The 26,810-nt window shown below is 70.9% G+C and carries 27 protein-coding genes; 10 read left to right on the forward strand and 17 right to left on the reverse strand.

What is annotated here, in order from left to right; translation table 11 throughout:
- Positions 1-13: 13 nt before the first annotated feature.
- Both IG84_RS0102185 and argS read right to left on the reverse strand, forming a co-directional pair.
- Positions 14-205, reverse strand: coding sequence for a DUF1059 domain-containing protein (locus IG84_RS0102185; RefSeq protein ID WP_031050630.1), 192 nt, complete (start codon positions 203-205; stop codon positions 14-16).
- 159 nt (positions 206-364) lie between these two features.
- Positions 365-2,119: an arginine--tRNA ligase gene (argS, locus tag IG84_RS0102190; RefSeq protein WP_031050632.1), complete on the reverse strand. Its 1,755-nt coding sequence runs from the start codon at positions 2,117-2,119 to the stop codon at positions 365-367.
- Positions 2,120-2,267: 148 nt separating this feature from the next.
- Between argS and lysS the strand changes: the two genes are divergently transcribed.
- The gene (gene lysS / locus IG84_RS0102195; protein ID WP_078648558.1) at positions 2,268-4,088 is read left to right on the forward strand and encodes a lysine--tRNA ligase; all 1,821 of its coding nucleotides are present in this window, start codon (positions 2,268-2,270) and stop codon (positions 4,086-4,088) included.
- Between the two features lie 72 nt (positions 4,089-4,160).
- On the opposite strand, the gene IG84_RS0102200 is transcribed toward lysS, so the two are convergent.
- From IG84_RS0102200 to IG84_RS0102210, 3 genes are all read right to left on the reverse strand, one after another.
- Positions 4,161-5,387, reverse strand: coding sequence for a DUF2637 domain-containing protein (locus tag IG84_RS0102200; RefSeq protein WP_031050636.1), 1,227 nt, complete (start codon positions 5,385-5,387; stop codon positions 4,161-4,163).
- A gap of 137 nt (positions 5,388-5,524) precedes the next feature.
- Complete coding sequence (locus tag IG84_RS0102205) at positions 5,525-6,238, reverse strand: DUF3558 family protein (RefSeq protein ID WP_031050641.1); 714 nt, start codon at positions 6,236-6,238, stop codon at positions 5,525-5,527.
- A gap of 151 nt (positions 6,239-6,389) precedes the next feature.
- Positions 6,390-7,478, reverse strand: a complete 1,089-nt coding sequence (locus tag IG84_RS0102210) for a hypothetical protein (protein WP_051861296.1) — start codon at positions 7,476-7,478, stop codon at positions 6,390-6,392.
- 240 nt (positions 7,479-7,718) lie between these two features.
- Here IG84_RS0102210 and IG84_RS0102215 point away from each other — a divergent pair, with 240 nt between their 5' ends.
- The 7 genes from IG84_RS0102215 to IG84_RS0102245 all read left to right on the forward strand — a co-directional run bounded on the left by IG84_RS0102215 (position 7,719) and on the right by IG84_RS0102245 (position 15,570).
- The gene (locus tag IG84_RS0102215) at positions 7,719-8,912 is read left to right on the forward strand and encodes an RtcB family protein (protein ID WP_031050646.1); all 1,194 of its coding nucleotides are present in this window, start codon (positions 7,719-7,721) and stop codon (positions 8,910-8,912) included.
- Positions 8,913-9,351: 439 nt separating this feature from the next.
- Positions 9,352-9,711, forward strand: a complete 360-nt coding sequence (locus IG84_RS0102220; protein WP_031050648.1) for a hypothetical protein — start codon at positions 9,352-9,354, stop codon at positions 9,709-9,711.
- A 307-nt stretch (positions 9,712-10,018) separates the two neighbouring features.
- Positions 10,019-10,696: a GAP family protein gene (locus tag IG84_RS0102225; RefSeq protein WP_031050652.1), complete on the forward strand. Its 678-nt coding sequence runs from the start codon at positions 10,019-10,021 to the stop codon at positions 10,694-10,696.
- A gap of 276 nt (positions 10,697-10,972) precedes the next feature.
- Complete coding sequence (locus IG84_RS0102230) at positions 10,973-11,563, forward strand: hypothetical protein (protein WP_031050654.1); 591 nt, start codon at positions 10,973-10,975, stop codon at positions 11,561-11,563.
- Positions 11,564-11,655: 92 nt separating this feature from the next.
- Positions 11,656-13,008: a Dyp-type peroxidase gene (locus IG84_RS0102235; RefSeq protein WP_051861297.1), complete on the forward strand. Its 1,353-nt coding sequence runs from the start codon at positions 11,656-11,658 to the stop codon at positions 13,006-13,008.
- A 56-nt stretch (positions 13,009-13,064) separates the two neighbouring features.
- Positions 13,065-14,219, forward strand: a complete 1,155-nt coding sequence (locus IG84_RS0102240) for a catalase family protein (protein WP_031050658.1) — start codon at positions 13,065-13,067, stop codon at positions 14,217-14,219.
- 313 nt (positions 14,220-14,532) lie between these two features.
- Positions 14,533-15,570, forward strand: coding sequence for a methyltransferase (locus tag IG84_RS0102245; RefSeq protein WP_031050661.1), 1,038 nt, complete (start codon positions 14,533-14,535; stop codon positions 15,568-15,570).
- Positions 15,571-15,713: 143 nt separating this feature from the next.
- On the opposite strand, the gene IG84_RS0102250 is transcribed toward IG84_RS0102245, so the two are convergent.
- From IG84_RS0102250 to IG84_RS0102270, 5 genes are all read right to left on the reverse strand, one after another.
- Positions 15,714-16,157: a peptidoglycan-binding domain-containing protein gene (locus IG84_RS0102250; RefSeq protein WP_245659200.1), complete on the reverse strand. Its 444-nt coding sequence runs from the start codon at positions 16,155-16,157 to the stop codon at positions 15,714-15,716.
- 71 nt (positions 16,158-16,228) lie between these two features.
- On the reverse strand, positions 16,229-16,621 hold the full coding sequence (locus tag IG84_RS0102255) for a VOC family protein (RefSeq protein ID WP_031050668.1): 393 nt from the start codon (positions 16,619-16,621) through the stop codon (positions 16,229-16,231).
- 52 nt (positions 16,622-16,673) lie between these two features.
- Positions 16,674-17,423, reverse strand: coding sequence for an SDR family NAD(P)-dependent oxidoreductase (locus IG84_RS0102260; RefSeq protein WP_031050671.1), 750 nt, complete (start codon positions 17,421-17,423; stop codon positions 16,674-16,676).
- A 99-nt stretch (positions 17,424-17,522) separates the two neighbouring features.
- Positions 17,523-17,858: a YnfA family protein gene (locus IG84_RS0102265; protein ID WP_031050674.1), complete on the reverse strand. Its 336-nt coding sequence runs from the start codon at positions 17,856-17,858 to the stop codon at positions 17,523-17,525.
- 20 nt (positions 17,859-17,878) lie between these two features.
- Positions 17,879-19,423, reverse strand: a complete 1,545-nt coding sequence (locus tag IG84_RS0102270) for an FAD-dependent oxidoreductase (RefSeq protein ID WP_037799092.1) — start codon at positions 19,421-19,423, stop codon at positions 17,879-17,881.
- A 108-nt stretch (positions 19,424-19,531) separates the two neighbouring features.
- Between IG84_RS0102270 and IG84_RS0102275 the strand changes: the two genes are divergently transcribed.
- Entirely contained in the window at positions 19,532-20,131 is a 600-nt protein-coding gene (locus tag IG84_RS0102275; protein WP_051861298.1) for a TetR/AcrR family transcriptional regulator, read from the forward strand.
- Between the two features lie 10 nt (positions 20,132-20,141).
- Here IG84_RS0102275 and IG84_RS0102280 read toward each other — a convergent pair whose 3' ends face one another.
- Together IG84_RS0102280 and IG84_RS0102285 are read right to left on the reverse strand one after the other, a co-directional pair.
- Positions 20,142-21,080 carry a M56 family metallopeptidase gene (locus IG84_RS0102280; protein ID WP_031050682.1) on the reverse strand — a complete coding sequence of 313 codons (939 nt, stop codon included), beginning with the start codon at positions 21,078-21,080 and terminating at the stop codon, positions 20,142-20,144.
- A gap of 3 nt (positions 21,081-21,083) precedes the next feature.
- On the reverse strand, positions 21,084-21,515 hold the full coding sequence (locus IG84_RS0102285; RefSeq protein ID WP_031050684.1) for a BlaI/MecI/CopY family transcriptional regulator: 432 nt from the start codon (positions 21,513-21,515) through the stop codon (positions 21,084-21,086).
- Positions 21,516-21,686: 171 nt separating this feature from the next.
- Between IG84_RS0102285 and IG84_RS0102290 the strand changes: the two genes are divergently transcribed.
- Positions 21,687-21,950, forward strand: coding sequence for a twin-arginine translocase TatA/TatE family subunit (locus tag IG84_RS0102290; RefSeq protein ID WP_037799095.1), 264 nt, complete (start codon positions 21,687-21,689; stop codon positions 21,948-21,950).
- 30 nt (positions 21,951-21,980) lie between these two features.
- On the opposite strand, the gene IG84_RS0102295 is transcribed toward IG84_RS0102290, so the two are convergent.
- The 5 genes from IG84_RS0102295 to IG84_RS0102315 all read right to left on the reverse strand — a co-directional run bounded on the left by IG84_RS0102295 (position 21,981) and on the right by IG84_RS0102315 (position 26,698).
- On the reverse strand, positions 21,981-22,436 hold the full coding sequence (locus IG84_RS0102295; protein WP_031050687.1) for a tellurite resistance TerB family protein: 456 nt from the start codon (positions 22,434-22,436) through the stop codon (positions 21,981-21,983).
- Between the two features lie 127 nt (positions 22,437-22,563).
- Positions 22,564-23,286: a GAF and ANTAR domain-containing protein gene (locus IG84_RS0102300; RefSeq protein ID WP_031050690.1), complete on the reverse strand. Its 723-nt coding sequence runs from the start codon at positions 23,284-23,286 to the stop codon at positions 22,564-22,566.
- A gap of 56 nt (positions 23,287-23,342) precedes the next feature.
- Positions 23,343-24,188 carry an ANTAR domain-containing protein gene (locus IG84_RS0102305; protein WP_031050693.1) on the reverse strand — a complete coding sequence of 282 codons (846 nt, stop codon included), beginning with the start codon at positions 24,186-24,188 and terminating at the stop codon, positions 23,343-23,345.
- 9 nt (positions 24,189-24,197) lie between these two features.
- On the reverse strand, positions 24,198-26,078 hold the full coding sequence (locus tag IG84_RS0102310) for a CheR family methyltransferase (RefSeq protein ID WP_031050695.1): 1,881 nt from the start codon (positions 26,076-26,078) through the stop codon (positions 24,198-24,200).
- Positions 26,078-26,698 carry a chemotaxis protein CheB gene (locus IG84_RS0102315; RefSeq protein ID WP_031050698.1) on the reverse strand — a complete coding sequence of 207 codons (621 nt, stop codon included), beginning with the start codon at positions 26,696-26,698 and terminating at the stop codon, positions 26,078-26,080. Before IG84_RS0102315 ends, IG84_RS0102310 begins: the two co-directional genes overlap by 1 nt.
- Positions 26,699-26,810 lie beyond the last annotated feature (112 nt).

The following is a 26,810-nucleotide window of genomic DNA, read 5'->3' on the forward strand; positions in this document are numbered from 1 at the left end:
CACTTCCTCAGCCCTAGGCGTGCTGCGGTACCTCGTCCTTGAGCGCGTCCCGGACCTGCCGACGCAGTTCCAGGCTGTCCGTGTGCCCGTGCACGGACACAGCGTGCTCAGCGGCGGCACGGACGACTTCTTCCTCCTCGCCGGAGATCACAAGCGTGCAGTTCATCTCGCTGGGGTAATCCCGGCAATCGGCGACCTTGCGCATAACGCGACCACCTCCTCACCTTCCAGTGTCGACCCGCCTGGGGCGCGACGCATTCCCTCTTCGGTGCCGCCTGCGACGCAGCGATGCGGCGGTCCCGGAAGGGAAATCCGGGGCCGCCGCATCGGGGGCGTGCGGGAGCGCGTGGTGGCGCGTGGGGCGTCAGAGGCGCTCGGGGGTCCTGATGCCCAGGAGGGACATGCCCTTGTGGAGGGTGCGGGCGGTGATGTCGCAGAGGAAGAGGCGGTTTTCGACCTGGGCGGGGGTGTCCGCCTTCAGGACCGGGCACTGGTCGTAGAAGGTCGTGTAGAGGGAGGCGAGCTGGTAGAGGTACGCCGTCAGCTTGTGGGGCGCGTACTCCGCGGCCGCGTCCGCGACCGTTTCGGCGAACTGGTCGATGTGCAGGCCGAGGGCCCGCTCGGCCGGGGCCAGCGGGAGCTCGGCGTGGGCCACGGGCTGCGCGTCGCCGGCCTTGCGGAGGATGGACTTGATGCGGGCGTGGGCGTACTGGATGTACACCGACGTGTCGCCGTTGAGGGAGACCATCTGGTCCAGGTCGAACTTGTAGTCGCGGTTCGCGGACGTGGAGAGGTCCGCGTACTTCACCGCGCCGATGCCGACCTGGGCGCCCCGCTCCTGGATCTCTTCCTCGGTGAGGTCCTGGGCCTTCTCGCGCACCACCTCGGCGGCGCGCTGCGCCGCCTCGTCGAGCAGGTCCTCCAGGCGGACGGTCTCGCCCGCACGCGTCTTGAACGGCTTGCCGTCCGCGCCGAGCACCGTGCCGTAGCCCATGTTGTGCGCGGTGACCTCGTCGCCGAGCCAGCCCGCCCGGCGGGCCGTCTCGAAGACCATCTTGAAGTGCAGGGACTGGCGCACGTCCACGACGTACAGGAGCGTCGTCGCCTGCAGGTCGAAGACGCGGTTTCGGATAGCGGAGAGGTCGGACGCCGCGTAGCCGAAGCCGCCGTCCGCCTTCTGCACGATGAGCGGGACCGGCTGGTCGTCCTTGCCCTTGATGTCGTCGAAGAAGACGACGAGGGCGCCCTCGGAGCGGACCGCGACGCCGGACTCCTCCAGCAGCCGGGCCGTCTCGGCCATCATGTCGTTGTACGCGGACTCGCCGACGATCTCGTCGTCCCGGATCTCCATGTCCAGCTTCTCGAAGACCGAGTAGAAGTAGACCTTCGACTCGTCCACGAACCGCTGCCAGAGGTCCAGGGTCTCCTTGTCGCCGGACTGGAGGGCCACGACCCGCTTGCGGGCCCGCTCCTTGAACTCCTCGTCCGCGTCGAAGACGGCGCGCGACGCCTTGTACACCCGGTTCAGGTTCGACATGGCCTGTTCGCCGTCGACATCCTCGGCCGGGGCCAGCTCGCCGGGGTTCTCGATCAGGTACTGGATGAGCATGCCGAACTGGGTGCCCCAGTCGCCGATGTGGTGGCGGCCGATCGTCTTCTCGCCGGTGAAGTCCAGCAGGTGGCGCAGGGCGTCGCCGATCACCGCGGAACGCAGGTGGCCGACGTGCATCTCCTTGGCGACGTTCGGCTGGGCGTAGTCGATCACCGTCGTGCCGGGGTTCTCGGCGTACGGCACGCCGAGCCGGTCGTCCGCGGCGCGGGCGGCCAGCGTCTGCACGAGGGCCGTGTCGGTGACCGTGATGTTCAGGAAGCCGGGCCCGGAGACCTCGATGTCCTTGATCAGCTCGGGGGCCGTGATCCGCTCGACGACCTGCGTGGCCAGCTCACGGGGGTTCCCCTTGAGCTTCTTCGCGAGCGCGAGCATCCCGTTGGCCTGGAAGTCGGCCCGGTCGCTTCGTCGCAGCAGCGGGTCGGCGGCGCCGGCCTCCGGCAGGGCTGCCGAGAGGGCGTCCGCGACGCGCTGGTTGACCGAGGCGGCGAGAGAAGGGACCGAAGCCATGGAGTGCTGCCGTTCCGTTGAAGGGGATGAGGTGGTCAGGGTTTGTGACCAGTATTTCACGCCGGTCCCGGCGGCCTCCCCGGATTTACCGGCGCGGGAACCGGCCGGGCGACCGGCGGGGGAAACGATCACGGGGGTGTCTGGGACAATGGAACGGCCAGGCTTGGGTCCGACGACCGTGAGCAACCGAACGAAGCGCGAAGAAGAGGAAGGGCCGACCGTGGCTCAGAGCACCGAGACAACCGACTGGGTCTCCCGTTACGCGGATGAGGTCATTGCCGAGTCGGAGCGTCGCGCGCCTGGCAAACCGGTCGTGGTCGCCTCCGGCCTGTCCCCCTCCGGCCCGATCCACCTGGGCAACCTCCGCGAGGTCATGACCCCGCACCTGGTCGCGGACGAGATCCGCCGCCGGGGCCTGGAATGCGTGCACATCCTGTCCTGGGACGACTACGACCGTTACCGCAAGGTGCCGTTCGGCATCCCCGGCGTCGACGAGTCCTGGTCGGAGCACATCGGCAAGCCGCTGACCGCCGTGCCGGCGCCGCCCGGCAGCGCGTACGGAAGCTGGGCCGAGCACTTCAAGGCGGCCATGGAGGAGTCCCTGGCCGAGCTGGGCGTGGAGTACCGCGGCATCAGCCAGACCGCGCAGTACACCTCCGGCGCGTACCGCGAGCAGATCCTGCACGCCATGAAGCACCGCGGCGGGATCGACGGCATCCTCGCGCAGTACCGCACGAAGCCGAAGAACGACCCGAAGAAGCAGGCCAAGAATTCGCAGAAGCCGGTCGACGAGGCCGAGCTGGAGGCCGCCGAGGGCTCGGGCGCGGCCGCCGAGGACGACGGCAGCGCGGGCGGCTCCGGGTACTTCCCGTACAAGCCGTACTGCACGGCCTGCAACAAGGACTTCACCACGGTCACGTCCTACGACGACGAGACCACCGAGCTGGCGTACGAGTGCACCGCCTGCGGGCACCGCGAGACCGTGGTCCTGAAGGAGTTCGACCACGGCAAGCTGGTGTGGAAGGTCGACTGGCCGATGCGCTGGTCGTACGAGGGCGTGATCTTCGAGCCCAGCGGCGTGGACCACTCCTCGCCGGGCTCGTCCTTCGTCGTCGGCGGCCAGATCGTGCGCGAGATCTTCGACGGTGCGCAGCCGATCGGCCCGATGTACGCCTTCGTCGGCATCAGCGGCATGGCCAAGATGTCCTCCTCCAAGGGCGGCGTGCCGACCCCGGCCGACGCGCTGGAGATCATGGAGGCGCCGCTGCTGCGCTGGCTGTACGCGCGCCGCAAGCCCAACCAGTCGTTCAAGATCGCCTTCGACCAGGAGATCCAGCGGCTGTACGACGAGTGGGACAAGCTGGAGTCCAAGGTCGCCGACGGCTCGGTCCTGCCGGCCGACGCCGCCGCGTACACCCGCGCGGTGCGCACCGCCGCCGGTGACCTGCCGCGGACCCCGCGCCCGCTGCCGTACCGCACGCTCGCCTCGGTCGTGGACGTCACGGCCGGCCACGACGAGCAGACGCTGCGGATCCTGACCGAGCTGGACCCGGAGAACCCGGTCACCTCGCTCGACGAGGTCCGGCCGCGGCTGGAGCGCGCCGAGCACTGGATCACCCACCAGGTGCCCGCCGAGCAGCGCACGATCGTCCGCGACGAGCCGGACACCGAGCTGCTGGCGTCCCTGGACGACGAGGCGCGCGAGTCGCTCCGGCTGCTGCTGGACGGCCTGGACGAGCACTGGTCGCTGGACGGCCTGACGCACCTGGTCTACGGCGTGCCGAAGGTCCGGGCGGGCTTCTCCGCGGACGCCACCGCGAAGGAGCTGCCGCCGGAGATCAAGACCGCCCAGCGGTCGTTCTTCGCGCTGCTGTACCGCCTGCTGGTCAGCCGCGAGACCGGCCCGCGCCTGCCCACCCTGCTCCTCGCCGTCGGCGCGGACCGGGTGCGCAAGCTGCTGGGCGCGTAAGAGGTACCGCACTCCGTCAGGGGCCCGGGCGCACGCCGCCCGGGCCCCTGGCCGTGCGAGGTGCCCGGTTCGTCAGGCGATGTGCTCGCTCTCCATCTCCTGGCGGAAGCGGGCGCGGAAGTCGCGTACGTACGTCCGCAGGTAGTTCTCGCTGAGGGGACCGACGCCGTCCCGGCCCGTGACGCCGTAGTTGTTGAGCAGGTAGCGCGCGAACTGGTGGGCGTCGGGCAGCTCGTTCCTGTCGGCGACGTACGCCCGGAACGCCTCGTAGAACTGCTCGTCGCGCGGCATGCCCTCGGAGAGGGCGGCGGGCGGGGCGACGGGGACCGGGGCGGGCTCGGGTGCCGGCGGCGCGGGCATCGGTACGGTCGCGCCCGCGGTACCGAGCGGGCGGCTGCGCCCCGGGCCCACGGGGATGGTGAGCGCGGGCTCTGCGGGCTCGACGGGCTCTGCGGCTTCCACCGGTGTGACTGCTTCGGCCGTCTCGACCTGCTCGACCTGCTCGACCGTCTCGACCGGCTCGGCGGGCGACTCCACCGGTACGGGATGCTCCCGGGCCGCCGCGTCCAGTTCCGGGCGCACCGGCTCGCCGATCTGCTCGCCGAGCCGTTCGCGTACCGGATCGATCCCCGCCGCCGCGAGCCCCGCGGGCGCGGTCTCCGCGAGCGGTATCCCGTACCGTGCCAGCCGCAGCGGCATCAGCGACTCCACCGGCGCCTTGCGCCGCCACGCGCGCCCGTACCGCGACCGGAGCCGCGCCTGGTACACCAGCCGGTCCTGCTCCAGCTTGATCACCTGCTCGTAGGAGCGCAGCTCCCACAGCTTCATGCGGCGCCACAGCCGGAAGGTCGAGGGGAAGGCGAGGAGCCAGCGGGAGAGCCGGACGCCCTCCATGTGCTTGTCGGCGGTGAGGTCGGCGATCCGGCCGACCGCGTGCCGGGCGGCCTCGACCGCCACGACGAAGAGGACCGGGATCACCGCGTGCATGCCGACGCCGAGCGGGTCGGGCCAGGCCGCCGCGCCGTTGAAGGCGATCGTCGCGGCCGTCAGCAGCCAGGCCGTCTGGCGCAGCAGCGGGAACGGGATGCGGATCCAGGTGAGCAGCAGGTCCAGCGCCAGGAGGACGACGATGCCCGCGTCGATGCCGATCGGGAAGACGTACGAGAAGGAGCCGAAGCCCTTCTGCTCGGCGAGCGCGCGGACCGCCGAGTACGAACCGGCGAAGCCGATCGCGGCGATGACCAGCGCGCCCGCGACGACCACGCCGATCAGTATTCGGTGCGTACGACTCACACGCATCGCGGCCACCCGCGATCCCTCCCCGCACTCGGCTGACTGGCCTGATTGGCGCGCCTAGCCTGGCACACCTGTGTGGCCGGGTGCCGGGAGGGACGGAGGCGTTACGCGAGTGGTACGCCCGCGGTGCGGATATGTGGTTACTTGTTCGCCTGCGAGATCTCGTTGACGGCCTGCTTCGCGGCCTCCTGCGCGTCCGCGAGCATCTCCTTGCCGTCCGGTGCCTTCGCGCCGGCCAGGCCCGCACCGTTGAAGTTGATGGTGACCACGGCGTTGGCGGTACGGGCGACGACCGTCTGGTTCTTGAAGTCGTTGCCGTCCTTCTTCAGGTCGTACGTCACCGTGGTCGCCTGGTCGCCGATGCCCTTGGCGGGCTCGCTCTTGACGTTCTTGGCGTCCTTGGTGCCCTTGGCCGCGTCGACCTGCTTGTTGTAGAAGCCGGTCGCCCGCTTGTCGCCGGAGCCCAGCGCGGGGTCGGAGTCGTAACGCTGCAGGTTGACGGCGAGCCAGCGGAACTGCGTGCCGTTGATGCCGCCCTTGCCCTGCCGCTCCTCGCTGCTCCAGGTGCAGGTGCCGTGCGCGGAGGTGTCGCTGCTCTTCCCCTCCTCACCGCTCTCGTCCTTCACGGCGGGCAGCATCTTCTTGACGCGGTCCTTCGTGAGGGCCTTGCAGGGGTCGGGGAGCTTCTTGAACTTGCCCGGTGCCACCTTGGGCGAGGAGCTCGGGGACGCGGACTTCGAGGCGGAGTCGCCGCCCGAGTCCTTGCCCGAGTCGTCGGAGCAGCCGGCGACGAGCATCACCGGTACGGCTGCGCAGGCGAGGTAGCTGGCGAGTCGCTTGGCTGAACGGTGCATGGTTCCTTCGCTGTTCGTCGTCGTGCGAGCGGCCGTTCCGCGCGCAGGGTCCGGGTGGCCCCTGGGTCGCACGGTACGCGGCGGACGGGTGCCGGTCGCCGATTCGTGTCGTTACTCGCCGACGGTAACCGGTCAATCCGACCGTAACCGGTCATTCGGTCCAGTGCGCGGCCAGCTCGGCGGCCAGCGCCCGGGCCTTTTCCTGCAGCTCGCGGCGGTCGGGGAGGACGGACTTGTCGGTGGACCACTGGTCGTACTCGATGGTCACGATCACATTCGAGGACCGGAAGACGACCGTGACGTCGCGGTGCAGACCGGAGTCGGCGGTGACCAGCGCGTCGTTCAGGAAGGCGGCGTCGCCGAGGCCGGCGAGCGGACGCGGCGCGAGGCTCGCGGCGTCGTCGGGGGAACCGGAACCGGGGGAGCCGGAGGGGTCGGGGGAGCCGGAAGAGCTGGGGGAGTCGCCTTCGGCCGTACGGGTGTCCGAGGGGCGCGAGGCGTCACCGGAGCCGCTGCCGGCGCTCTTCCCGGAGCCGCTGTCCTGCGCGTCGCCGGGGGCGTTCCCCGCGGTGTTTCCGGCGGTCCCGGAGCCGTCGCCGGCCTGCGAGCGGCCGGTCGGGTCCGCCGAGGGGTCGGCGGCGGGGCCCTTGCCGCCGGAGGGGCGGGTGCCGCTGCCCGCGCCGGTACGGCTGTCGGCGTCGCTGCCCGATGCCCCACCGGACTTCTCGCCCTGCTCGGCCTTCTCCCCGTCCTTCTCGCCGGAGGTGCCCGACCCCTTGCTCGCGGACGGGGTGGGGGTGCTCGACGCGTCGCTCGGGATGTGGGCCGCGAGCTCCTTCTTCGCGTACAGCTCCTGCGCCTTGTCGTCGTCGCTGACGGAGCCGTCGTACGACACCACGCGCTGCAGGTCGATGTTCAGGTGGCGGGTGCCCTCGGAGGTCTCCCGCTTCCAGTGGCAGCCGACCCGGCGGTCGGTGTCGAAGGTGACGTCGGCCCGGCCGCGGTAGATCTTGTCGGCCTCCGCGCGGGTCTCCGGGCTGCCGTCGGTGGGCAGCAGGCTGCGCAGCGTGCTCCGGCCGGGCAGCCCGCACGGCTCGGGGAGCGAGTCGAACTCGCCCGGCTCGGCGACCGGCGCCGACGACGTGCTGTCGCCGCCCTTGGCGTCCTCGGCCCCCGCATCGGTGTCCGAGCTGCCGGAGCAGCTGGTGAGCATGGTGGCCAACGCCACGGCAGCCGCCACGGCGGCCCCTCGTACGGACGACCTTCGCTGCACCGTCCCCGGCTCCTTCCGTACGAAATCCGGTTGCCGCTGAGCAGCGGCTGATGGACACAATGTCTACCGCACGCATCGCCGCACCCGCCGGTCCGTTGTCGGTGATCGGGTGCAATATCCAGCTTTTGCGTTTTCGACGCTACGCACCTTTTGCTGGTTTTTGTTGGCGTTTGCCGTTATCCATTTCATCGGGGGAACGAGGAAGTCATGTCGTACGTGGAAGTGCCCGGCGCGCAGGTCCCGATCCGCATGTGGGCGGACCCGGCCACGGTCGAGGGTGTCGCGCTGCAGCAGCTCCGCAATGTGGCGACGCTGCCGTGGATCAAGGGCCTCGCCGTGATGCCGGACGTGCACTACGGAAAGGGCGCGACGGTCGGGTCGGTCATCGCCATGCACGGCGCGGTCTGTCCGGCGGCGGTCGGCGTCGACATCGGCTGCGGCATGTCCGCGGTCAAGACCTCCCTGACGGCGAACGACCTTCCTGCCGACCTCTCCCGCCTCCGCTCGAAGATCGAGCAGGCCATTCCGGTCGGCCGCGGAATGCACGACGACCCGGTGGACCCGGGCCGGCTGCACGGTTACGGCACGGCCGGCTGGGACGACTTCTGGTCCCGCTTCGACGGCATCGCCGACGCGGTCAAGTTCCGCCAGGACCGGGCAACGAAGCAGATGGGCACGCTCGGTTCGGGCAACCATTTCATCGAGTTCTGCCTGGACGAGGACGACGCCGTCTGGCTGATGCTGCACTCCGGCTCCCGGAACATCGGCAAGGAGCTCGCCGACTTCCACATCGGCGAGGCCCAGAAGCTGCCGCACAATCAGGGCCTGGTCGACCGCGACCTCGCCGTCTTCATCGCGGACACCCCGCAGATGGCGGCGTACCGCAACGACCTCTTCTGGGCGCAGGAGTACGCCAAGCACAACCGCGCGATCATGATGGCCCTCTTCCAGGACATCGTCCGCAAGGAATTCAAGAAGGCCCGCCCGACCTTCGAACCGGTCATCTCCTGCCACCACAACTACGTCGCCGAGGAGCGGTACGACGGCATGGACCTGCTCGTGACGCGGAAGGGCGCGATCCGGGCCGGGAGCGGGGATTACGGGATCATCCCGGGCTCGATGGGGACCGGCTCGTACATCGTGAAGGGCCTCGGCAACGAGAAGTCCTTCAACTCCGCGTCGCACGGGGCGGGTCGGAAGATGAGCCGTAATGCCGCGAAGAAGCGGTTCTCCACGAAGGACCTGGAGGAGCAGACGCGGGGTGTGGAGTGCCGTAAGGACTCCGGCGTCGTGGACGAGATCCCGGGCGCGTACAAGCCGATCGAGAAGGTCATCGACCAGCAGCGCGACCTGGTGCAGGTCGTCGCCAAGCTCAAGCAGGTCATCTGCGTGAAGGGCTGAGGGGCAGCGCTGTACGTGACCGACGAGCCCCGGACTGAATGCGGTCCGGGGCTCGGTGCGCTTCTTGTGACGAAGTAAGCAAGGGAGCGATGGGGACCGGCTGCGCTTCGTGGCGAGCTGGGTGGCCGATCAACTGCCCAGGGCCTGTTGGCCCTGCCGGAGAGAAGTCGTGGATGTCGGCCGAGGTGGCAGTGCTCGACCGAGGTGGACGCTGAGCGGGTCGTCGGCGTAGTGGCCGAAGGCCGGGACCTCGGTACAGCCGCAGGAGCGGTACAGGCGACCGGGCGGAATGACGACCCTGGCGTCTCGGAGTGGCAGGTTGGGGCCGGACCTCTCCGCGTGACTGCTGCGGGCGGATACCGGCAATCAATCGTGCCGATGGTGCCGGGGTGCCACACTTCTGGCGTAGCCCTACTGACGGCTGCGACTGGAGACAGCCATGAAGCGAACCGACGCTGACTATCAGGACGCCGTACAGGCTGCTGTTGACATCTTGCGGGAGCGAGCCCGGCAGGCGCGTGACATCTCCTACGGGGACCTGAGCGCCGAGCTGACGGCGCGCGGGTTCACTGGTGTCACGCCGCATCACGGGATCATGTCCTACCTCCTCAAGGACGTCTGTCTGTATGACAACGAGGACGGGCGGGCTCCCATGCTCTCTGTGCTCGTGGTCAACAAGGCCAGTCGCGTCCCGTCGGAGCAGTTCTCCGTCCTTGCCCGTGGGCTTCCGTTCTCCCGGCCGGGCGACTGGACCTGGCAGGACGAGCAACGAGCGGTGTTCGCCGGTTCTCGCGACTGAGCCGGCAGCGGCCCCGGCCTCACAGCTCGAGCAGGTCATCTGTGTGAAGGGCTGAGGGACAGCGCTGCACGTGTCCGCTTCGCCGTGCGGCCTTGCGGGGCCGCTGCCCGTACCTCACCATGGGCACGGCCAAGGGCTGCCGTACGCCGAAGACAGCCCATCGGTTCGGCAACGTCGGCGGCCATCAGCACGAGCGCTCACGCTCGTACGGGCCGCCCGAAGGTTACCCGCGCCTGTCCGTGTGCCTCCGGCGGCCGAGGGACCTGCCTGGCCGACACGTGTTCCTCATCGCCGCCCGGAGGGCGCCATGGGTCAAACTCTCGGTGATGTGCTGGGCTTTGCGGCAGGTGTCGCCATCAGCCCGCTTCCGATCGTCGCGATCATCCTGATCCTGGCCACACCACGGGGTCGGCTCAACGGATCGCTGTTCACCATCGGCTGGCTGGTGGGTCTGTCGGCACTGGGTGCGGTGATGCTGGCGATCGGAGGACCGGCCGGTTCCGCCGCCGGCAAGCAGCCGGCCACCTGGGTGGGCGGCCTCAAAATCGGCCTGGGAGTCCTGCTCGTCCTCTTCGCCGTACGACAGTGGCGCCGGCGTCCTGCCGATGCCTCGCAGGCGCAGCTTCCGAAGTGGATGGCGGCCATCGACCGTTTCACGCCGGTCAAGACCCTGGGCCTCGGTCTGGCGCTGTCGGCCGCCAACCTCAAGAACGCACCGCTCACCATCGCCGCCGGTGCCACGATCAGCGCGTCCGGGCTTCCGCTCGGGCAGCAGGTCGGATCGCTCGCCGTGTTCGTGGTCATCGGGTCCCTCGGGCTGCTCGTTCCCCTCGCGGTCTTCCTGTTGATGGGCGAACGGGCCCGACGCACCCTCGGCAACTGGAAGGACTGGGCCGTCCGGCACAACACCGCCGTGATGGCAGTCCTGTTCTTCGTCCTCGGGCTGAAACTGTTCGGCGACGGCATCGGCATCCTGACCTCCTGACCCGCACAGTCCTGTCCCGGGAGTCCCGCACCGGGGCGATGGCGTACGGCCGACCGGCCGGGAGTGCGGACAACGGTGTCCTGCGCGGTGCGGGCGGCGGTCGCTCTGTTCGCTGCAGTCAGCGTGGGAACGACCGCGTACCCGTACCGCGGTGGCCGGTTTTCCGAGCTGTCCGGGCTCGGGCGGCGCGCTAAGAATGGGGCAAGAGGGCGATGGCGCCTCATCTCCGACGCGCTTGGCGCCCCTCGGACGTATCCGTGGCAGGAGTGACTCACGATGGCTACGACGTCAGATGCAACCTCGTCGGACCAGCCCGAGCGCCCGGGCATGAAGGACGGAGTGTGCAGCGAGTTCACCGTCTTCACCGAGATCAAGCCGGGCCATGCGGACGCGTTGCGCAGGGACCTCGCCATGATGGCCGACGGATCGGCCGACAAGGAGGCCCGTGGGGCGCTGGAGCAGATCGGCACCCTGCACGACGCACGCCACGTGATGTTCGACAACGACACCCGGCACATGTTCGCCAGTGTCTTCGACGGCTCCTGGGACACCTACATCGACGACTTCGGCAAGACGGTGATCGGGGAACGCTTCGACAGGGTCTTCTCGCACACCGAAGGGTTCCCCGGCATCACCGATCCGGGGGTGAAGGACTGGTTCCTCGCCCACCAGGCACCCGCGGGAGTCTTCGTCAGCTCCTATCCCGACCTGACTGTTCAGCAGATCTGGAAGGACCAACGCGTGAGCGAGGCGTTCCAGGCGGTACTGGACACCCCCGAGTTCCGGGCGGCGCTGGACAACCCGGCCAACGCGGAGCTGCTGGCCAGCCCCGCCTTCCGGAGGCTGATGGAGGAGGCCGAGCGCTGATACCCGCCCCATGACCGACCCCGCGCCGGCCGGAGCGAGCCGGCCGACGCGGGGCTGTCCAGGCAGAGACGGATGCGGAGGCGCAGGCGAACATGAACGCGTCGGCAAGCACGAGCGGGACCGGAGTGGACGTCGAGATCGACGACGTCCAGAGCGGGGCGTTGCATCCACGGCCGGTGCCGTACGTGGGAAGGTTCGTCTTCCTGCGTGTCGATGACCGCGACGCCGGGCGCACCCTGCTGCGGCGGCTGCTCCCGTCGGTCGAGGGCGGTCTGCCCAGCGCGGACCCGAATCAGGACGCCTGGGTGGCGGTGGCGTTCACCTACCAGGGCCTGCGGGCGCTGGGCGTGCCCCAGGAGTCGTTGGACAGCTTCCCGCGGGCGTTCCGTCAGGGCATGGCGGCGCGTGCGCATCTGATCGGCGACGTGGGCGAGAGCGACCCGGCCCATTGGGAGCCGCCGTTCGGTACGGCCGATGTGCATGTCGTGCTGAGTGCCCTCTCCCCCGATGAGGCGCGGCTGGAGAAGGCACTGGAGCGGGCCCGCGCCGCCTGCCAGGAGACGCCCGGGGTGACCGTGACCTGGCAGCAGGAGGTCCGCCAGCTCCCGACCGGGCGCACCACCTTCGGCTTCCGCGACGGCATCAGCCATCCGCATATCGAGGGCCTCGGGCTGCCCGGCTCCAACTCCCAGGAGGCTCCCCTCAAGGCGGGCGAGTTCCTTCTCGGCTACCCCGACGAAACCGGCAACCTGCCGCCCATGCCCAGCCCCGATGTGCTGGGGCGCAATGGGACCTACGCGGCGGTGCGCAAGCTGCACACCAACGTGGCGGCCTGGCGCCAGTACCTGCGTGCGCACACCTCCAGCGAACAGGAGGAGGCGCTGCTGGCGGCGAAGATGGTCGGGCGCTGGCCCAGCGGGGCACCGTTGACACTGTCTCCGGAGCACGATGACGCGGAGCTGGGCAACGACCCGCACCGCAACAACGACTTCCTGTACCGGGAGAACGACGATCGCGGTTTCCGGTGCCCCGCCGGCGCGCACATCCGGCGGGTCAACCCCCGCGATGCCACCATCATCGGCGACGCGCGGATGCACCGCCTCATCCGCCGCGGCACCACCTACGGCCCGCCGTTGCCGGAGGGTGTCCTCGAGGACGACGGCGCCGACCGAGGGCTGATCGGCGTCTTCATCGGGGCCCACATTGAGCGGCAGTTCGAGTTCATCAAGACCGAGTGGGTCAACGACGGCAACTTCATCGGTTACCCCGGCGAGCAGGACCCGGTGGCCGGGCATCACGGCGGTACCGGCAGCGCCACCATCCCGGAGCAGCCGGTCCGGCGCCGCCTGCAGAACCTGCCCGGCTTCGTGGTCACCCGAGGCGGTGAGTACTGCTTCCTGCCGGGTCTGCGCGCCCTGCGCTGGCTCGCCGAACCGGAGGGCTGAGGGGCTGTCCTGCTCCCCGAGCCCGCCGGCACGGTCTCCGAGAAGAGGTCGAGGTCATGGCAGCACGGTTCGTTCCCTACACGCGGGACGTCGAGGACGAGGACCCGCACTTCGACCGTCACCTGCAGACGGTGATCGACAAGACCAGGCGCTTCATCGCCGAGTCGGTCACGGCCGGTGGCACCGGCCGGGCCGTCCGCGACGCCCACGCCAAGGGGTACGGGGTGGTCCGGGGGCAGGTGGAGATCCTGACCGGACTTCCTCCCGAGTACGCCCAGGGCATCTACGCGACGCCGGGAACCCACGACGCGCTCATCCGCTTCTCCAACGGGTCGCCCCACGCCGGGGCCGACGCCCGGCTGGGCAACGCGACCGGACTGGCACTGAAGATCTTCGACATCAAGGGCCCGACCCTGCTGGAGGACGAACCGGACGCAGGCACGTTCGACTACGCCAACATCAACGCACCGATCTTCTTCTGCAACACGGTCGAGCACTACCTGTTCATCCAGGACCTGTTCCTGAACGCGCCGGACTACTTCTCGCAGGGCCGGCCCGGCGCGCACCGGTTCTTCGCCGAGTTCGTGACCGGAAAGGGAACGCTGGCCCAGGAGGACTGGGCGTGGGACGAATTCCTGGCCTTCCTGCGCCTGTCGAAGATCCCCCCGGTCAACGTGCTGCTGTCGAGCTACTGGACGATGGGCGCCGTCCGGCACGGAAACCACATCGCCAAGGTGCGCATCGCCCCCGACCCGCACTGCGCGGCCGCGGTGGACCGGCGCGCCATCGACGCGACCTCGGCACCGGAGGTCTTCCGGCCGGCCCTGGTGGCCGAGCTGCAGGAGCGGCCCTACGCCTTCGACATCCAGGTGCAGCTCTGCACCGACCTGGAGCGGATGCCGGTGGAGGACACCACCGTGGAGTGGCCCGAGCAGCTGTCGCCGTTCGTCACGGTGGCCAGGCTGCGGTTGCCGCGGCAGGACATCTCCGGTCAGGACAACCTGGAGAAGATGGACGCGCTGTCCTTCACGCCCTGGCGGGTCACCGCCGAGCACGCGCCCCTGGGCAACATCATGCGGGCCCGCAAGGAGGTCTACCGGCAGTCCTCCATCGAGCGCCACAAGCTGAATCAGCAGCCCCGCAAAGAACCCCGCAGCGCCGACGAGGTGCTTCCCCCGGCTCACGACCGCGACGACGCCGTGGGCGGGTAGGACCCGGACCAGGTGGTCGCCCCGAAGCCGTGCGTGATCGACAAGACCTGGGCGGTACGTGATCGACAGGCCCCGGGCTGAAGGGGCTCGGAAAGGGTGCTTCGGGGTGGACCGGGAAGGGGGCGTGGCGGAGCGGGAGCGGCGCGCTCAGGCGTTCTCGGACGGTGTTGCGGGGGAGGGGCGAAGAAGGTGCTCCCGGTCGCTCGCAGGGCCCGCCACGTCCTTTGCCGGGAGCCGTAAAACCGGGTCTGACCTGCATAATTTGGGACAATGGGAGGGTCGAACGCCGGGTCCCGACGACAGGAGCAGACCCTTGCCAGTCACCTCTGACACCCAGACGGCAGACCTCAACAGCCACCGCCCCTCCTCCCCGCTCCACGACCTGATGTACGGGCACGTCTACGCCTCCGCGCTGCGTGCCGTCGCTCTGCACGGCATCGCGGACCAGGTCGCTGACACGCCGCGCCCGGTCGCGGACCTGGCCGAGCAGGCCGGCCTGGATGCCGGGGCGCTGCGGCGGGTGCTGCGGCTGCTGGCCGCCCGCGGCCTGTTCCTGGAAGACGCCGACGGGGCCTTCGCCCTCACCGACGCCGGTCAGGCGCTGCGTACGGACGCCGCCGATTCCCAGCACGCCGCGGTGCTGCTGTTCACCGACGAGATGTTCCGCAGCTCCGCCGAAGGCATCGAAAGCACCCTGCGGACCGGCGAGCCCAGCTTCGACGCCGTCCACGGCCGGCCGCTCTTCGACCACCTGGCCGCCACGCCCGACAAGAGCCGGCTGTTCAACGCCGCGATGACCTCCCTGACCACCGGGGTGAACGAGCAGCTCACCCGGGCCTGCCCGTTCCCCGAGGAGGGCACGGTCGTGGACGTCGGCGGCGGCCGCGGCGGGCTGCTCCGGGAGGTGCTCACCGCCCACCCGGACCTGACCGGAATCCTCTTCGACCAGCCGCAGACGGTGGCCGACCACCTCCTGGACACCGGCGAACTGCGGGGCCGCTGGCGCACGCAGGGCGGGGACTTCTTCACCACCGTGCCCGAGGGCGGCGACCTGTACCTGCTCAAGAACGTCCTGCACGACTGGCCCGACGAGGACTGCTTGCGCATTCTGCACACGATCCGCCGCGCGGTCGTCCCGGGCACCCGGCTGCTCGTGATCGACGCCGTCCTGCCCGGCAACGGGACGCCGCACCCGGCCCTGGCGCTGGACATGGTCATGCTGATGACGCTCAAGGGGCGGGAACGCACCGCCGCCGAGTTCGAGGACCTGCTCGCCACCGCCGGCTTCCGCCTCCACCGCATCGTGCCGACCGAGGCCCTGTCCTCGGTCCTCGAAGCCGAAGCCGTCTGACCGGCATGCGCCCCGCCGCCGCTCGGCACGTACCGCTCACCCGCTCGATGGGGCCGACTGTCGGCTCCTGCGAGTAGCGGTAAGGGAGAAAGGGCCGGCCCCCGGTGGGGCCGGCCCTTTCGGTGTGGCGGGTGGGACGTGGATCAGGCGGCGGGCTGAGCGGGCTGTCCGGGGGACTGGACCGGGCCGGCCGGGGCGCCCGCCTGGTACAGCGCGAGCCAGGTGGTGGGGTTGACCACGCCGTTCGGGACGAGGTCGTGGTCGGCCTGGAAGTGGGCCACGGCCGCCATGGTGTTGGCGTCGAAGGTGCCGCTGAGGTTGTTCCAGCCCAGGTACTGGCGGTTGGCCAGCAGGCACTGGACCTGGGAGACCTGGTCGCCCGCCGCACCGAGGGCGACGGTGCCGCGGTCCTCGGAGAAGGCACAGGCGGCGGGGCCGTGCACGACGTTGTCGCCCATCGCGGCGGAGGCGGGGGTGGCGAGCAGGCCGGTGGTCAACAGGCCCGCGCCCGCGGCCAGTACGGCCGCACGCTTGAAGGCCCTGCCGGGCCTGCGGAAACGGGGGGTGGGGATACGGAAAGTGCTCACGCTGCCCGCGTTCCCACCGAGCGGAAAATCATGTGGGGTGAGCATTGTGGATCTTGTGAAGGTCCGTCGCCCTACGCGTCCGCCGGGTACCAGCGCAGCTCGACGGTGTTGCCGTCCGGGTCCTGGACGTAGAGGGACTCGGCGGTGCCGCGGGCGCCGAAGCGCTTGCCGGGACCGTCGAGCACGGTGAACACCCCGGAGTCGATGACCTGTTGCCAGTCCAGGGGCGCGACGACCAGGCAGAGGTGGTCGACGTTCCGGCCGGAGCCGGACGCGTCGTCGGGAGCCCGTACCAGGTCGATGATGGTCGTCGGGCTCACCCGGACGGACGGGAACGGCACCTCGCCGGCCCGCCATTCGTCCACCCGGACCGGTTCGAGGCCGAGCGGCCCGCAGTAGAACTCCAGCGCGCGTTCGACGTCCGCGACGTTGAGGACCAGGTGGTCGAAGGCGGTGACGGTCACGGCAGCGGGGGTGGCGGGCATGGCGTGTTCCTTCCCTGGGAGTACGGACCGGTCAGGACTCGCGGTGGACCTTCGTGTTGGACGCCTGGGCGCGCGGGCGGACGACGAGGAGGTCGATGTTGACGTGGGCGGGGCGGGTGACCGCCCAGGAGATCGTCTCGGCCACGTCCTCGGCGGTCAGCGGCTCGGCGACGCCCTCGTACACCTTGGCGGCCCTGGACTCGTCGCCGCGGAAGCGGGTGAGCGCGAATTCGTCGGTCTTCACCATGCCGGGGGCGATCTCGATGACACGGACCGGCTGCCCGCACAGCTCCAGGCGGAGCGTCTCGGTGAGGACGTGGGCGCCGTGCTTGGCGGCCACGTAACCGCCGCCGCCCTCGTACGTGCCGTGCCCGGCGGTCGAGGAGAGGACGACGACCGTGCCGTCGCCGGTGGCGGTCAGCGCGGGCAGCAGCGCCTGCACCACGTTGAGCACGCCGAGGACGTTGACCTCGTACATCGCGCGCCAGTCGGCCGGGTCGGCGGTGGCCACCGGGTCGGTGCCGAGCGCGCCGCCGGCGTTGGCGACCAGGACGTCGCAGCGGTCCAGGGAGGCCGCGAAGGCGTCGACGGCGGCGCGGTCGGTGACGTCGAGGGCGTACGCCTCGGCGTGCGGGAGCTCGGCGGCCAGCGCCTCGATGCGGTCCTTGCGGCGGGCGGCGAGGATCACTCGGTAGCCGGCCTCGGCGAGCTGCCGGGCGGTCGCGGCACCGATGCCGCTGCTCGCTCCGGTGACGACGGCGGTACGGGCGGCGGCGGTCATGAGTGCTCCTCGGCGTACGGGCGTACGAATGTACGAGTGGGCGGTACGCGATCAGGATATGCGCGGCCGGGCCGGAAATCCGGGCGGTCCGCCGGTCCGTCACCGACCCCGCGGCGCGTACATGATCAAGGCCATGCCGGCCAGGCAGACCAGGGCGCCGGTGACGTCCCAGCGGTCGGGACGGTAGCCGTCCGCGACCATGCCCCAGACCAGCGAGCCGGCGACGAAGACGCCCCCGTACGCGGCGAGGATGCGGCCGAAGTCGGCGTCCGGCTGGAGCGTGGCGACGAAGCCGTACGCGCCCAGGGCCAGTACGCCCGCGCCCGCCCAGATCCAGCCGCGGCTCTCCCGTACGCCCTGCCAGACCAGCCAGGCGCCGCCGATCTCCAGGAGCGCGGCGAGGACGAAGAGGACGGCGGAGCGGAAGATCGGCATACGGGCAGCGTATGCGGAGCCTACGGCGCCGCTGTCGTGGCCGGTGCCTTCTCCGCAGGGCCCGTCCAGCGCAGCAGGGCCGCGCCCAGGGCGTCCGCGCGGGCCGCGCGGTCCATGGTGTCGGTGGCCCAGGCGATGTAGCCGTCCGGGCGGACCAGCAGCGCGGTGCGCCGGTCGCCGCGCCAGGTGCCGTGCACGAGGCGGCGCGTGTCCCGGCCGCCGAGCTCCGGCGTCTCGTACGCGGGGGTGATCAGGACGAAGCGGTTGCCGCGCAGCGCTTCGTAGAGGCGGCTGCCGTCCGCGAGCCGGATGTCGGGCGCGCGCCGGCCCGTCAGCGGGTGGTCGCCGCGGTGGCGTCCGTACGCGATGCCGATGCCGGTGATCATCGAGACCGCGCGGTGGGTCACCGGCGGTACCCGCTTGATGAGCTGTGTGGCCAGCATCCGCGCCACGTGCTGCGCGCGGGTCTGCAGCAGCGCGAACCGGATGAGCGCGCCGCTGGAGCGCAGAACCATGCGGCCCACCGGGTGGCGTTCGGCGTGGTAGCTGTCCAGCAGCGCGTCGGTGGCCCGGCCGCGCAGTACGGCGATGAGCTTCCAGCTCAGGTTGGCGGCGTCCTGCAGGCCGGTGTTCATGCCCTGGCCGCCGGCCGGGGAGTGGACGTGGGCCGCGTCGCCCGCGAGGAAGGCCCGGCCGACGCGGTACTGCGGCACCTGCCGCTCATCGCTGTGGAAGCGGGACATCCAGCGGGCTTCCTGGATGCCGTAGTCGGTGCCGTGGGCGAGCCGGGTGAGCTCGCGGACCTCCGCCAGATCGACCGGCGCCTTGTCGTCGGCCTGCCGGTGGCGGTGCCAGGCGATCACCCGGTACCAGCCGTCGCCGAAGCCCGCGATGAGGGCGAAGGCGTCGCCGGTGGCCTTGGCGACGAGCGGCGCGTCCGGCTTGTCGGTGAGCTGTACGTCGGCGAGGACGACGGACCGGATGACGGCCTTGCCGGGGAACGGCAGGCCGAGCGCCCGGCGGACGCCGCTGTGCACGCCGTCGGTGCCGACCAGGTAGGACGCGCGGTGGCCGGCCGTGCCGCCGTCTTCGGTGCGGACCGTGGCCGTGATGCCGTCGGCGTCCTGGTCGACACCGGTGAGCTCGTGGCCGTACGCGAAGGTCACGCCGGCCTTGCGGGCCCGCTCCTCCAGCACCCGTTCGACCTCGAACTGCGGGGTGACCAGGATGAACGGGAAGCGGGTGGGCAGCTCGGTCGGGTCGATCGCGACATCGGCGAAGAGCTGGAGCGAGGTCACCGGGTGGCCCGTGTCGATCACTTCCTCGGCGAGGCCGCGGGCGTCGAACTGTTCGAGGGTGCGGGCGTGCACGACCAGGGAGCGGGTGAGGTTGCTGATCCCGGGGGCGCGGCGCTCCAGCAGGGTGACGTCGAGGCCGGCCTCGGCGAGGTCGCCGGCGAGCAGGAGGCCGGTGGGCCCGGCGCCGACGACCAGGACGTCGGAGGTGGGGTGCGGGGTCGCCGCGCGGGCGGTGGTGCGGGCGGTGGTGCGGGGCTCGCGGTTCATGGCCGCCTCCTTTGCCAACGGGTGTTGGTCAACGCTTGTTGGCCGCTTATGGGCAACGTAGGGCGGCTCCCCTGGCATGTCAACAGGTGTTGGCCTACGATTGTTGGCATGGCTGACAGAGCCCCCTCCGATTCCCCTTCCGGGACCCTGGCCCGCCCCCGCCGCTCCGATGCGACCCGGGCCGCGATCCTCACCGCGGCGCGCGACCGCTTCGCCGCCGACGGCTACGAGCGCGCGACCATCCGGGCCATCGCCAGGGACGCGGGCATCGACCCGTCCATGGTCATGCGCTACTACGGCAACAAGGAGGGCCTGTTCGTCGCCGCCACCGAGATCGACCTGCGGATGCCGGACCTGACCGCGGTGGACCGCGACGGGCTGGGCGAGCGGCTGGTGCGCCACTTCCTGGACGTCTGGGAGCACGACGAGCGGCTGACGGGGATGGTGCGGGTCGCCGTGACCGTGGAGGCGGGCGCCGAGCGGCTGCGGGCGGTCTTCCGCGACCAGCTCGCGCCGGTGATCGCGGCGGTCTGCCCGGTGCCGGACGAGGCGCCGGTGCGGGCCGCGCTGATCGGCTCGCAGATCATCGGCATGGCGATGGCCCGTTACGTCGTGCGCATCCCGCCTGCCGCGGGGCTCGGCCACGACGAGGTCGTCGCCTGGCTGGCGCCGACGGTGCAGCGGTATCTGATGGCGGAACGCCCCTGAGGGGCCCCGTCTAGAGCGGTGTCGCCGCCTGCAGGACGAGGAAGAGGGCGACGGTGGCGTTGACGGAGGAGAGGGCCGAGGCGAGGGTGCCCGCCGCCGCGACGAGGGTGGCGATGCCGGCCGGGGTGAGCGCCGGCGGCCAGCCGCGTACCGGCGGCCCGGACCGCAGCAGCGCCGCCACCCGGCGCGGTACGGGCCCTGGAGCCGCGAACGACGCCAGCCCCGCCATCGGCGCGTGCCGGGTGATGAGCGCCGCCTTGCCCACCGCGCGCGCCGTCACCCGGCGGTCGCCGACCGCCTGCGCCGCCTCCTCGTCCGCCCAGCGTTCGGTGCAGAACTCCGTGGCCGTGCGCAGCGGAAGCAGGAACGGATTGGCGCGGGCCGCGAGCTGGACGGCCAGCAGGTAACGGTGGTGACGGCCCGCCAGATGCGCGCGCTCGTGCGCGAACAGGGCCCGCCGCTCGGGCGAGTCCAGTTGCGCCAGCATCGCGGTGGAGACCACGATCCGGCCCGGCCGGGGCCGCCGGGCCGGCAGCGCGTACGCGTACGGCGCGCCGTCCGGCAGGACCGCGACCCGCGAGCCCGGCAGTCCGGCCAGCGCGCGGGCCGCCCGGCGCCGTACGCGCAGATGGCGCCGGAGCGTACGGACGCCCGCGACGGCCACCGCGGCCAGCGCGGGGATCGCCGCCCTGCCCGCGATCTCGTCGTACGGGACCGCCGCGCGGACCTCCGGGTCGGACCAGCCGTCCGGCAGTGGGTTGCCGGGGAGCTGGGCGGTGCCGACGACCATGATCAGGCCGAGGCAGAGGGTGCTGCACACGGCCAGTACGGCCGCCACGCCGGCCAGCAGGCGGGTGGCGCTGCGCGGGTGCAGATGCTGTTCGGCCAGGCGCGCCACCGGCCACGCGGTCAGCGGGAGCACCAGGGGCAGGAAGACGAACACGCCCACGGGTCAGCCCTCGGCCGCGGGGCCGTCGGCGTCCTCCGCCTCGTGGAGCAGGCCGCGCAGCAGGCGCTCGTCGTCGGGGGAGAGGGCCGTGACAAAGCTGGCCAGCACCGCTTCCCGGTCGGCCTCGGCGTCCAGTACCCGGCGCATGCGCAGCGCGGCGAGCCCCGCCTCGTCGGACGCGGCCTGCCACACGAAGGCGCGGCCCAGGCGTTCGCGGGTGACGGCACCCTTGGCCAGCAGCCGGGAGAGGATGGTCATGACGGTGGTGTAGGCGAGGTCGCCGTCGAGACGTTTCTGCACCCAGGCCGCGGTCGCCGGGCCCGAGGAGAGCCGCAGTACCGACAGGACCTGTGCCTCCAGCTCGCCCTGGCCGCGCCGGCGTCCGCGGGGGTCGTGCCGCCCCTCGCCCGCTCGCCGGTCCGCTCCGCGGTCCACTCCGCCGTCTCCCTCCGCTGCCCCGCCCGTACGCGTGATGGCCGTACGGTCCGTGGGGCGGCCATCGTACTGAGGTGGACGCCGGCACTTCGGCGGGCCCGATTCCGGGCCGTGCCGCCGGCCAGTACGCTCATGGGGCCCTCCGTGCGGAGGGGGAAGAGAGGACCGGGGATGTTCGGGATCAGTGAGATCGCGCTGCTCCTCATCGTTGTCATCGTGGTGCTCGCGGCCAAGCGGCTGCCCGATCTCGTGCGGTCGGCCGGCAAGGCGACCCGCATCCTGAAGAGCGAGACCAGGGCGATGAAGGACGGGGTCCACCCGGACGACGACGGTCCGCCCCCGCGCGTGATCAAGGCGCGGCCCGGCGACGTGATCAACTCCCGCACGGACGAGGCGCCTTCCCGTGCGGCAGACGAGGGCGGGGCCCGCGGCTGAGCGCCGCGGGCGGAGTCCGGAACGCCGCTCTTACAGGTCGAACTCGGCCGGCGGGATGTCCAGCGCGAAGCAGACGTCGCGCACGACGGCCTGCTCGGACTTGTCGAAGTCGCCGTCCGCGCCGCCGATGACGATGCCGATCTGGATGACGGCGCGCGCCTCGGCCGGCTTCTTCTTCACCTTGCCGATCTCCTGGAGCACGCCGACCCTGCCGAAGTCGAAGTCGGCGATGAGCTTGTCGAGGTAACCGTCGAAGCGGCGCTGCAGATCGTCGGCCGGGAAGTTCTGCAGCACGTCGTTCGACATGATCAGCTGGGCGACGCGACGGCGTTCGGAGGCGTCGACGCTGCCGTCCGCCGCGGCCACCAAGGCGCACATCGCCATGCTCGCGTCCCGGAAGGCGCCGCTCTTCAGGTCGTTCTTCTTCGCCGTGAGCTGCGTCTGCATCGTCTGGGCGGAGTCCTTGATCCGGTCCCACAGGGCCATGTGCTGCTCCTCGTCGTCCTTCGTCGTTTCTCGTCCGCCGCGCGTCGGCGCGCCACGGAGCTGAAATCTACACGGGTGTAGAAGTTGACGAGACGCACGGGTGCGCGCCCGAGGGCAGGGAGTGGGATCAGCCCAGGTCGAGCCGGCCCTCGACCACGTCGTGGGCCACATCGGACAGCAGCCGGCGCTGCGCGCGGGCGTGGCCGCGCAGCAGGGCGAAGGCGCGGTCAACGGTGAGCGAGTGACGGTTGGCGAGCACGCCCTTGGCCTGCTCGATGATCACCCGGCTGTTCAGCGCGTACTCGAGCTGCGAGCTCAGCGCCCGGCTCGCGTGCAGTTCGTGGTCGCGCATCAGGGTCAGCGCGGCGAAGTCCGCGAGGGACTGGGCGAGCGCCGCCTTCTCCTCGGACACCGGGGCGTCCGCCGCGGATCCCAGCAGGACGAGCGCGCCCACGGACCGCTCACCGGTCCGCAGCGGGAAGGCGGTGGCGCGGGTGTACCCCAGCTCCAGCGCCCGCGGCGCGTACCGAGGCCAGCGCTGCCTGGCCACCTGGCCGTCGAACGCGATGCAGGGGACCGGCCGCCCGCTGCGCCGGCTGTCCGTGCCCGGACCCTCGCCCCACTTCAGCGCTGCCTGCTTCAGCAACTGTGCGCCGTCCTCGGAGCCGGCCACTTGCGGTTCAGCCCGGTCGTCGAGGGCCACCACCGTGCCGGCGGCGCGCACGCCCAAGAGCCCTGGACTGCACCGTGCCAGCGTGGCCAGCAGCTCGGGGACCTCCAAGGGCGTGCCCGCGGTACCTCCGGACAGTTCCACGAACACGTCGGCGATCTGCTGTGCCGGTGTCGTCATCACGCCCCCTTCAGGCGAGTCGCAGCGCTCCGCGAACCTTGCGCCATCTTTGCCGCTCAGGCAAGACGGAGCTTTCCGTGCACGATCCGCCGGGCCATTTCATTCACGGGTACCCCGTCGGCGTATGCCTTTGCCTTGATCAGCGCAAGTGCGTCCTCGACGGGACAGGGGACCTGTACGGACACCATGCCTGCCGCCTGGTGCACCGTGTCCCGGTGGTCCGTGCTGCCGTAGAGCTCCGGATCGGCGTCCGGGCCGAGCAGTACGGTGCGCACCAGCGCATCGGTGATCTCGGTGAAGACGGCGGACCTGGCGATACCGGGCCGGGGGTCGAAGACGGCCAGTGAACCCAGGCAGCCGTCGGGAGTCTCCAAGGGTACGGCGACCACCTCGCCGAAGCCCAGTGCCGTCACCGCCGGACCGTAACCGGGCCAGCGCCGCTCGATGGCGGGCCCGGCGGCGATGATCCGGCGGCGGCCGGCGGCGGCGTCCCGGCAGGGGCCCTCGCCGAGGACGTACTCCAGGTCCTGCGCGGCACGTGACGGGTCATCGGACGCGGCGACCGCGAGCTGGCTGTGGTCGGAGCCTAGGAGGGCGAGGGCGGCGCTGCCCGTGCCGCAGGCGTCCGCGACCACGCTCATGAACGGGGGCGGCGGGCCGGCCGGCGACTGCCAGCTCTCCAGCCGGTGCGCGTACGCCTCTTGGAGATGGGCGGAGGAGCGGTGGCTGGCGGCTGCCTTGCGGTGGGTGGCCGCGATCCGGAGATGGATCGGCTGACCGGTCTGCTCCGCGAAGTGCTCCTGCTGGGCGGCCAGCGCCTCGGCGCGGTCCGCGCGTCGGTGCGCCCCGGCCGCACGACGCCGTGCGGCCGCCGCCTTTCCCGACGGGCCCCGGGTTTCCATACGGGCAGCCTACGCGGGCTTTCCGCCATCGGCCTGTGCATCGGGCACTTCTTCCATCAACAGCACGACGCCGCCGTTGTACCCGTCGAACGGCGAGCACACCACCGTGCAGTGGATGGCCCGGCCGATGCGGTTCACGGCCGGGATGCCGACGGGCCCCGTACGCAGGCCCTTGTCCAGGCACTTCTGCACCATGTCCCGCAGCTGATCGGCGGGCAGCCCGAAGTCCAGTGAGAAGAACGGTTCTTCGACGACCTCGTCCGAGCGCAGCCCCCACAGCTCGGCGGCGCCGCGGTTCCAGCTCTTGACCCGGGCCTCCCGGTCCAGGACCACCACACCGGCCGCGACGCTGGTCAGGACCGCTTCGAGGAACGAGCGGGCCTCGTCCAGCTCCTCGGTGCGGATGCGCATCTCCTCATTCATGGTCTCCAGTTCCTCGTTGCCCGACTGGAGTTCCTCGTTCGTCGTCTCCAGTTCTTCGTTGGTCGACTGGAGTTCCTCGTTGGTGGTCTCCAGCTCCTCGATGCTGGACTGGAGTTCCTCGTTCGTCGTCTCCAGCTCCTCGTTGGTCGACTGCAGCTCTTCGTACGCGGTCTCCAGGTCCTCCCGCACCCGTTTCACCTCCGACCGGAGCTGCGTGGCCACGGTGACGTCGGTGAACGTGATGCTCGTGGCGGCGGTCGTCCCGTTCGCGGACATCAACGGCTGGATGAGGATGTCGTAGTACTGCATCTCCTCGCCGGTCCGCCGCTCGGCGCCGTTGACCCGCAGGGTCCGCCGCTCGTGCACGGCCTGTTCGATCAGGGAGCGCAGCTCGACCGGGCGGTAGGAGATCTCCAGGTCCTGGAACGGGCGGCCGATGTCGCCCGCGGTGAGGGAGAACTGGGCGCGCGCCTGATTGTTGATCATCACCACGGTGCCGTCGGTGTCGACGGCGACCGACGGGAAGGGCGCGGCGTCCAGGATCAGGTCGCGGAGCTGGCGGTTGCGGGCGAGGGAGTGGATCTCGTTGTGGCCGCCCGCGCGGATCTTCACGGGGGCGGGGTTGTACGGCGGGCCCGACTCGCCCGGACGGCGCCGGAAGACCCGCTGGCGCATGTTCATGACATCGAACCGCTCGGTGTCGTTCAGCAGCATCTCCGCCTTCCCCAGGAAGAGGAAGCCGCCCGGACGCAGCGCGAAGTGGAAGCGGTCGACGATCTGGGTCTGCGCCTCGACGTTGAAGTACATCAGCGTGTTGCGGCAGACCAGCAGGTCCAGGCGGGAGATCGGGGCGTCGCGGGTGATGTCGTGCCGGCCGAAGATCACCCGGCGGCGCAGGTCGGCGCGGAAGCTGAACTGCGTGCCGTTCTGGTCGAAGTACTTCTCCCGCAGCTCCGCCGGCAGCCCCTCGAGCGCCTTCGCCGTGTAGAGCCCGGAGCGCGCGTCGCGCAGCGCCTCTTCGTCGACGTCCGTGGCGTAGATCTTGACGCGGTTCAGGCACTCCTCGATGCCGAGCGCCTCGGCGAACATGACCGCGAGGGAGTACGCCTCCTCGCCGCTGGAGCAGCCCGCGCTCCACACCCGGATCTCCTCCTCGGGGTCCCCCTGCGCGAGCAGTTCGGGCAGCACCTCGCGCTGGAGGAAGGCCCAGGCGTCGGGGTCGCGGAAGTAGGAGGTGACGTTGATCAGGATCGTGTTGAAGAGCGCGCCGAATTCGTCCGCGCTGATCTCCAGCAGGTCCCGGTAGTCGGTGTAGGACTCGACGTTCACGTCCGCCATCCGCTTCCGGATGCGGCGGCCCAGGGACGATCTCTTGTAGCCGGTGAAGTCGAACCCCCGGGTGTCTCTGAGAAAGCCGAGCAGCGCCTCCAGCTCCTCGTCGGACTCGGCTTCCCGTACGTCACCCATCATTGCCTCTTGGTCTCGACCAGGCCACGGATCACCGCGGCGATTTCTTCCAGGGGCAGCACGAAGTCCACAGCCCCTGTTTCCACGGCCGCCTCCGGCATGCCCCGGAATTCTGCCGTGCGGGGATCTTCGGCGATGACGGTGCCACCTCGCGACTTCACGGCGTCGACGCCCATCGCGCCGTCGAAGCCGGAGCCGGTCAGGACGCAGGCGATGGCGCGGGGGCCGTAGGCGCCCGCCAGGGATTCGAAGAGGAGGTCGGCAGAGGGGCGCACGAAGTGCACCAGCTCGCTGCTGGAGAGCGTCAGGACGCCGTCGGCGTCGACGAGGAGGTGGTGGTTGGGCGGGGCGATGTACACCACGCCGGGACGTGCCTGTTCCCCGTCCTGCGCCAGCTTGGTCCTGAGCGGGGTGCGCCGCGCGAGGACGTCGGCGATCACGGTGCCGTGGCGGGGGTCGAGGTGCTGCACGATGAGGAGCGGGACGGAAAGTCCGTCCCCCAGCGTCTCCAGGAGCACGCTCAGTCCGTGGATGCCGCCGGCCGAGGAGGCGACCGCCACGATGGCGAAGTTGTCCGGTGCGGAGTGGCCGTGGTCCGGCGCGGGCGTGTGTGCCGTCACACCTGCGAGCCTAGTCTCCTGCGCCCGTGGGAGGGGCGAGCGGAGGGGACGCGTACCGGCGCCGTCGGGGAGTACCGGTTCGGATACGCCGTCCGGCGGGGCCGGCCCTCCG

Source organism: Streptomyces ochraceiscleroticus, assembly GCF_000720485.1.
In the GTDB taxonomy this organism is placed as follows: Bacteria; Actinomycetota; Actinomycetes; order Streptomycetales; family Streptomycetaceae; genus Streptomyces; species Streptomyces ochraceiscleroticus.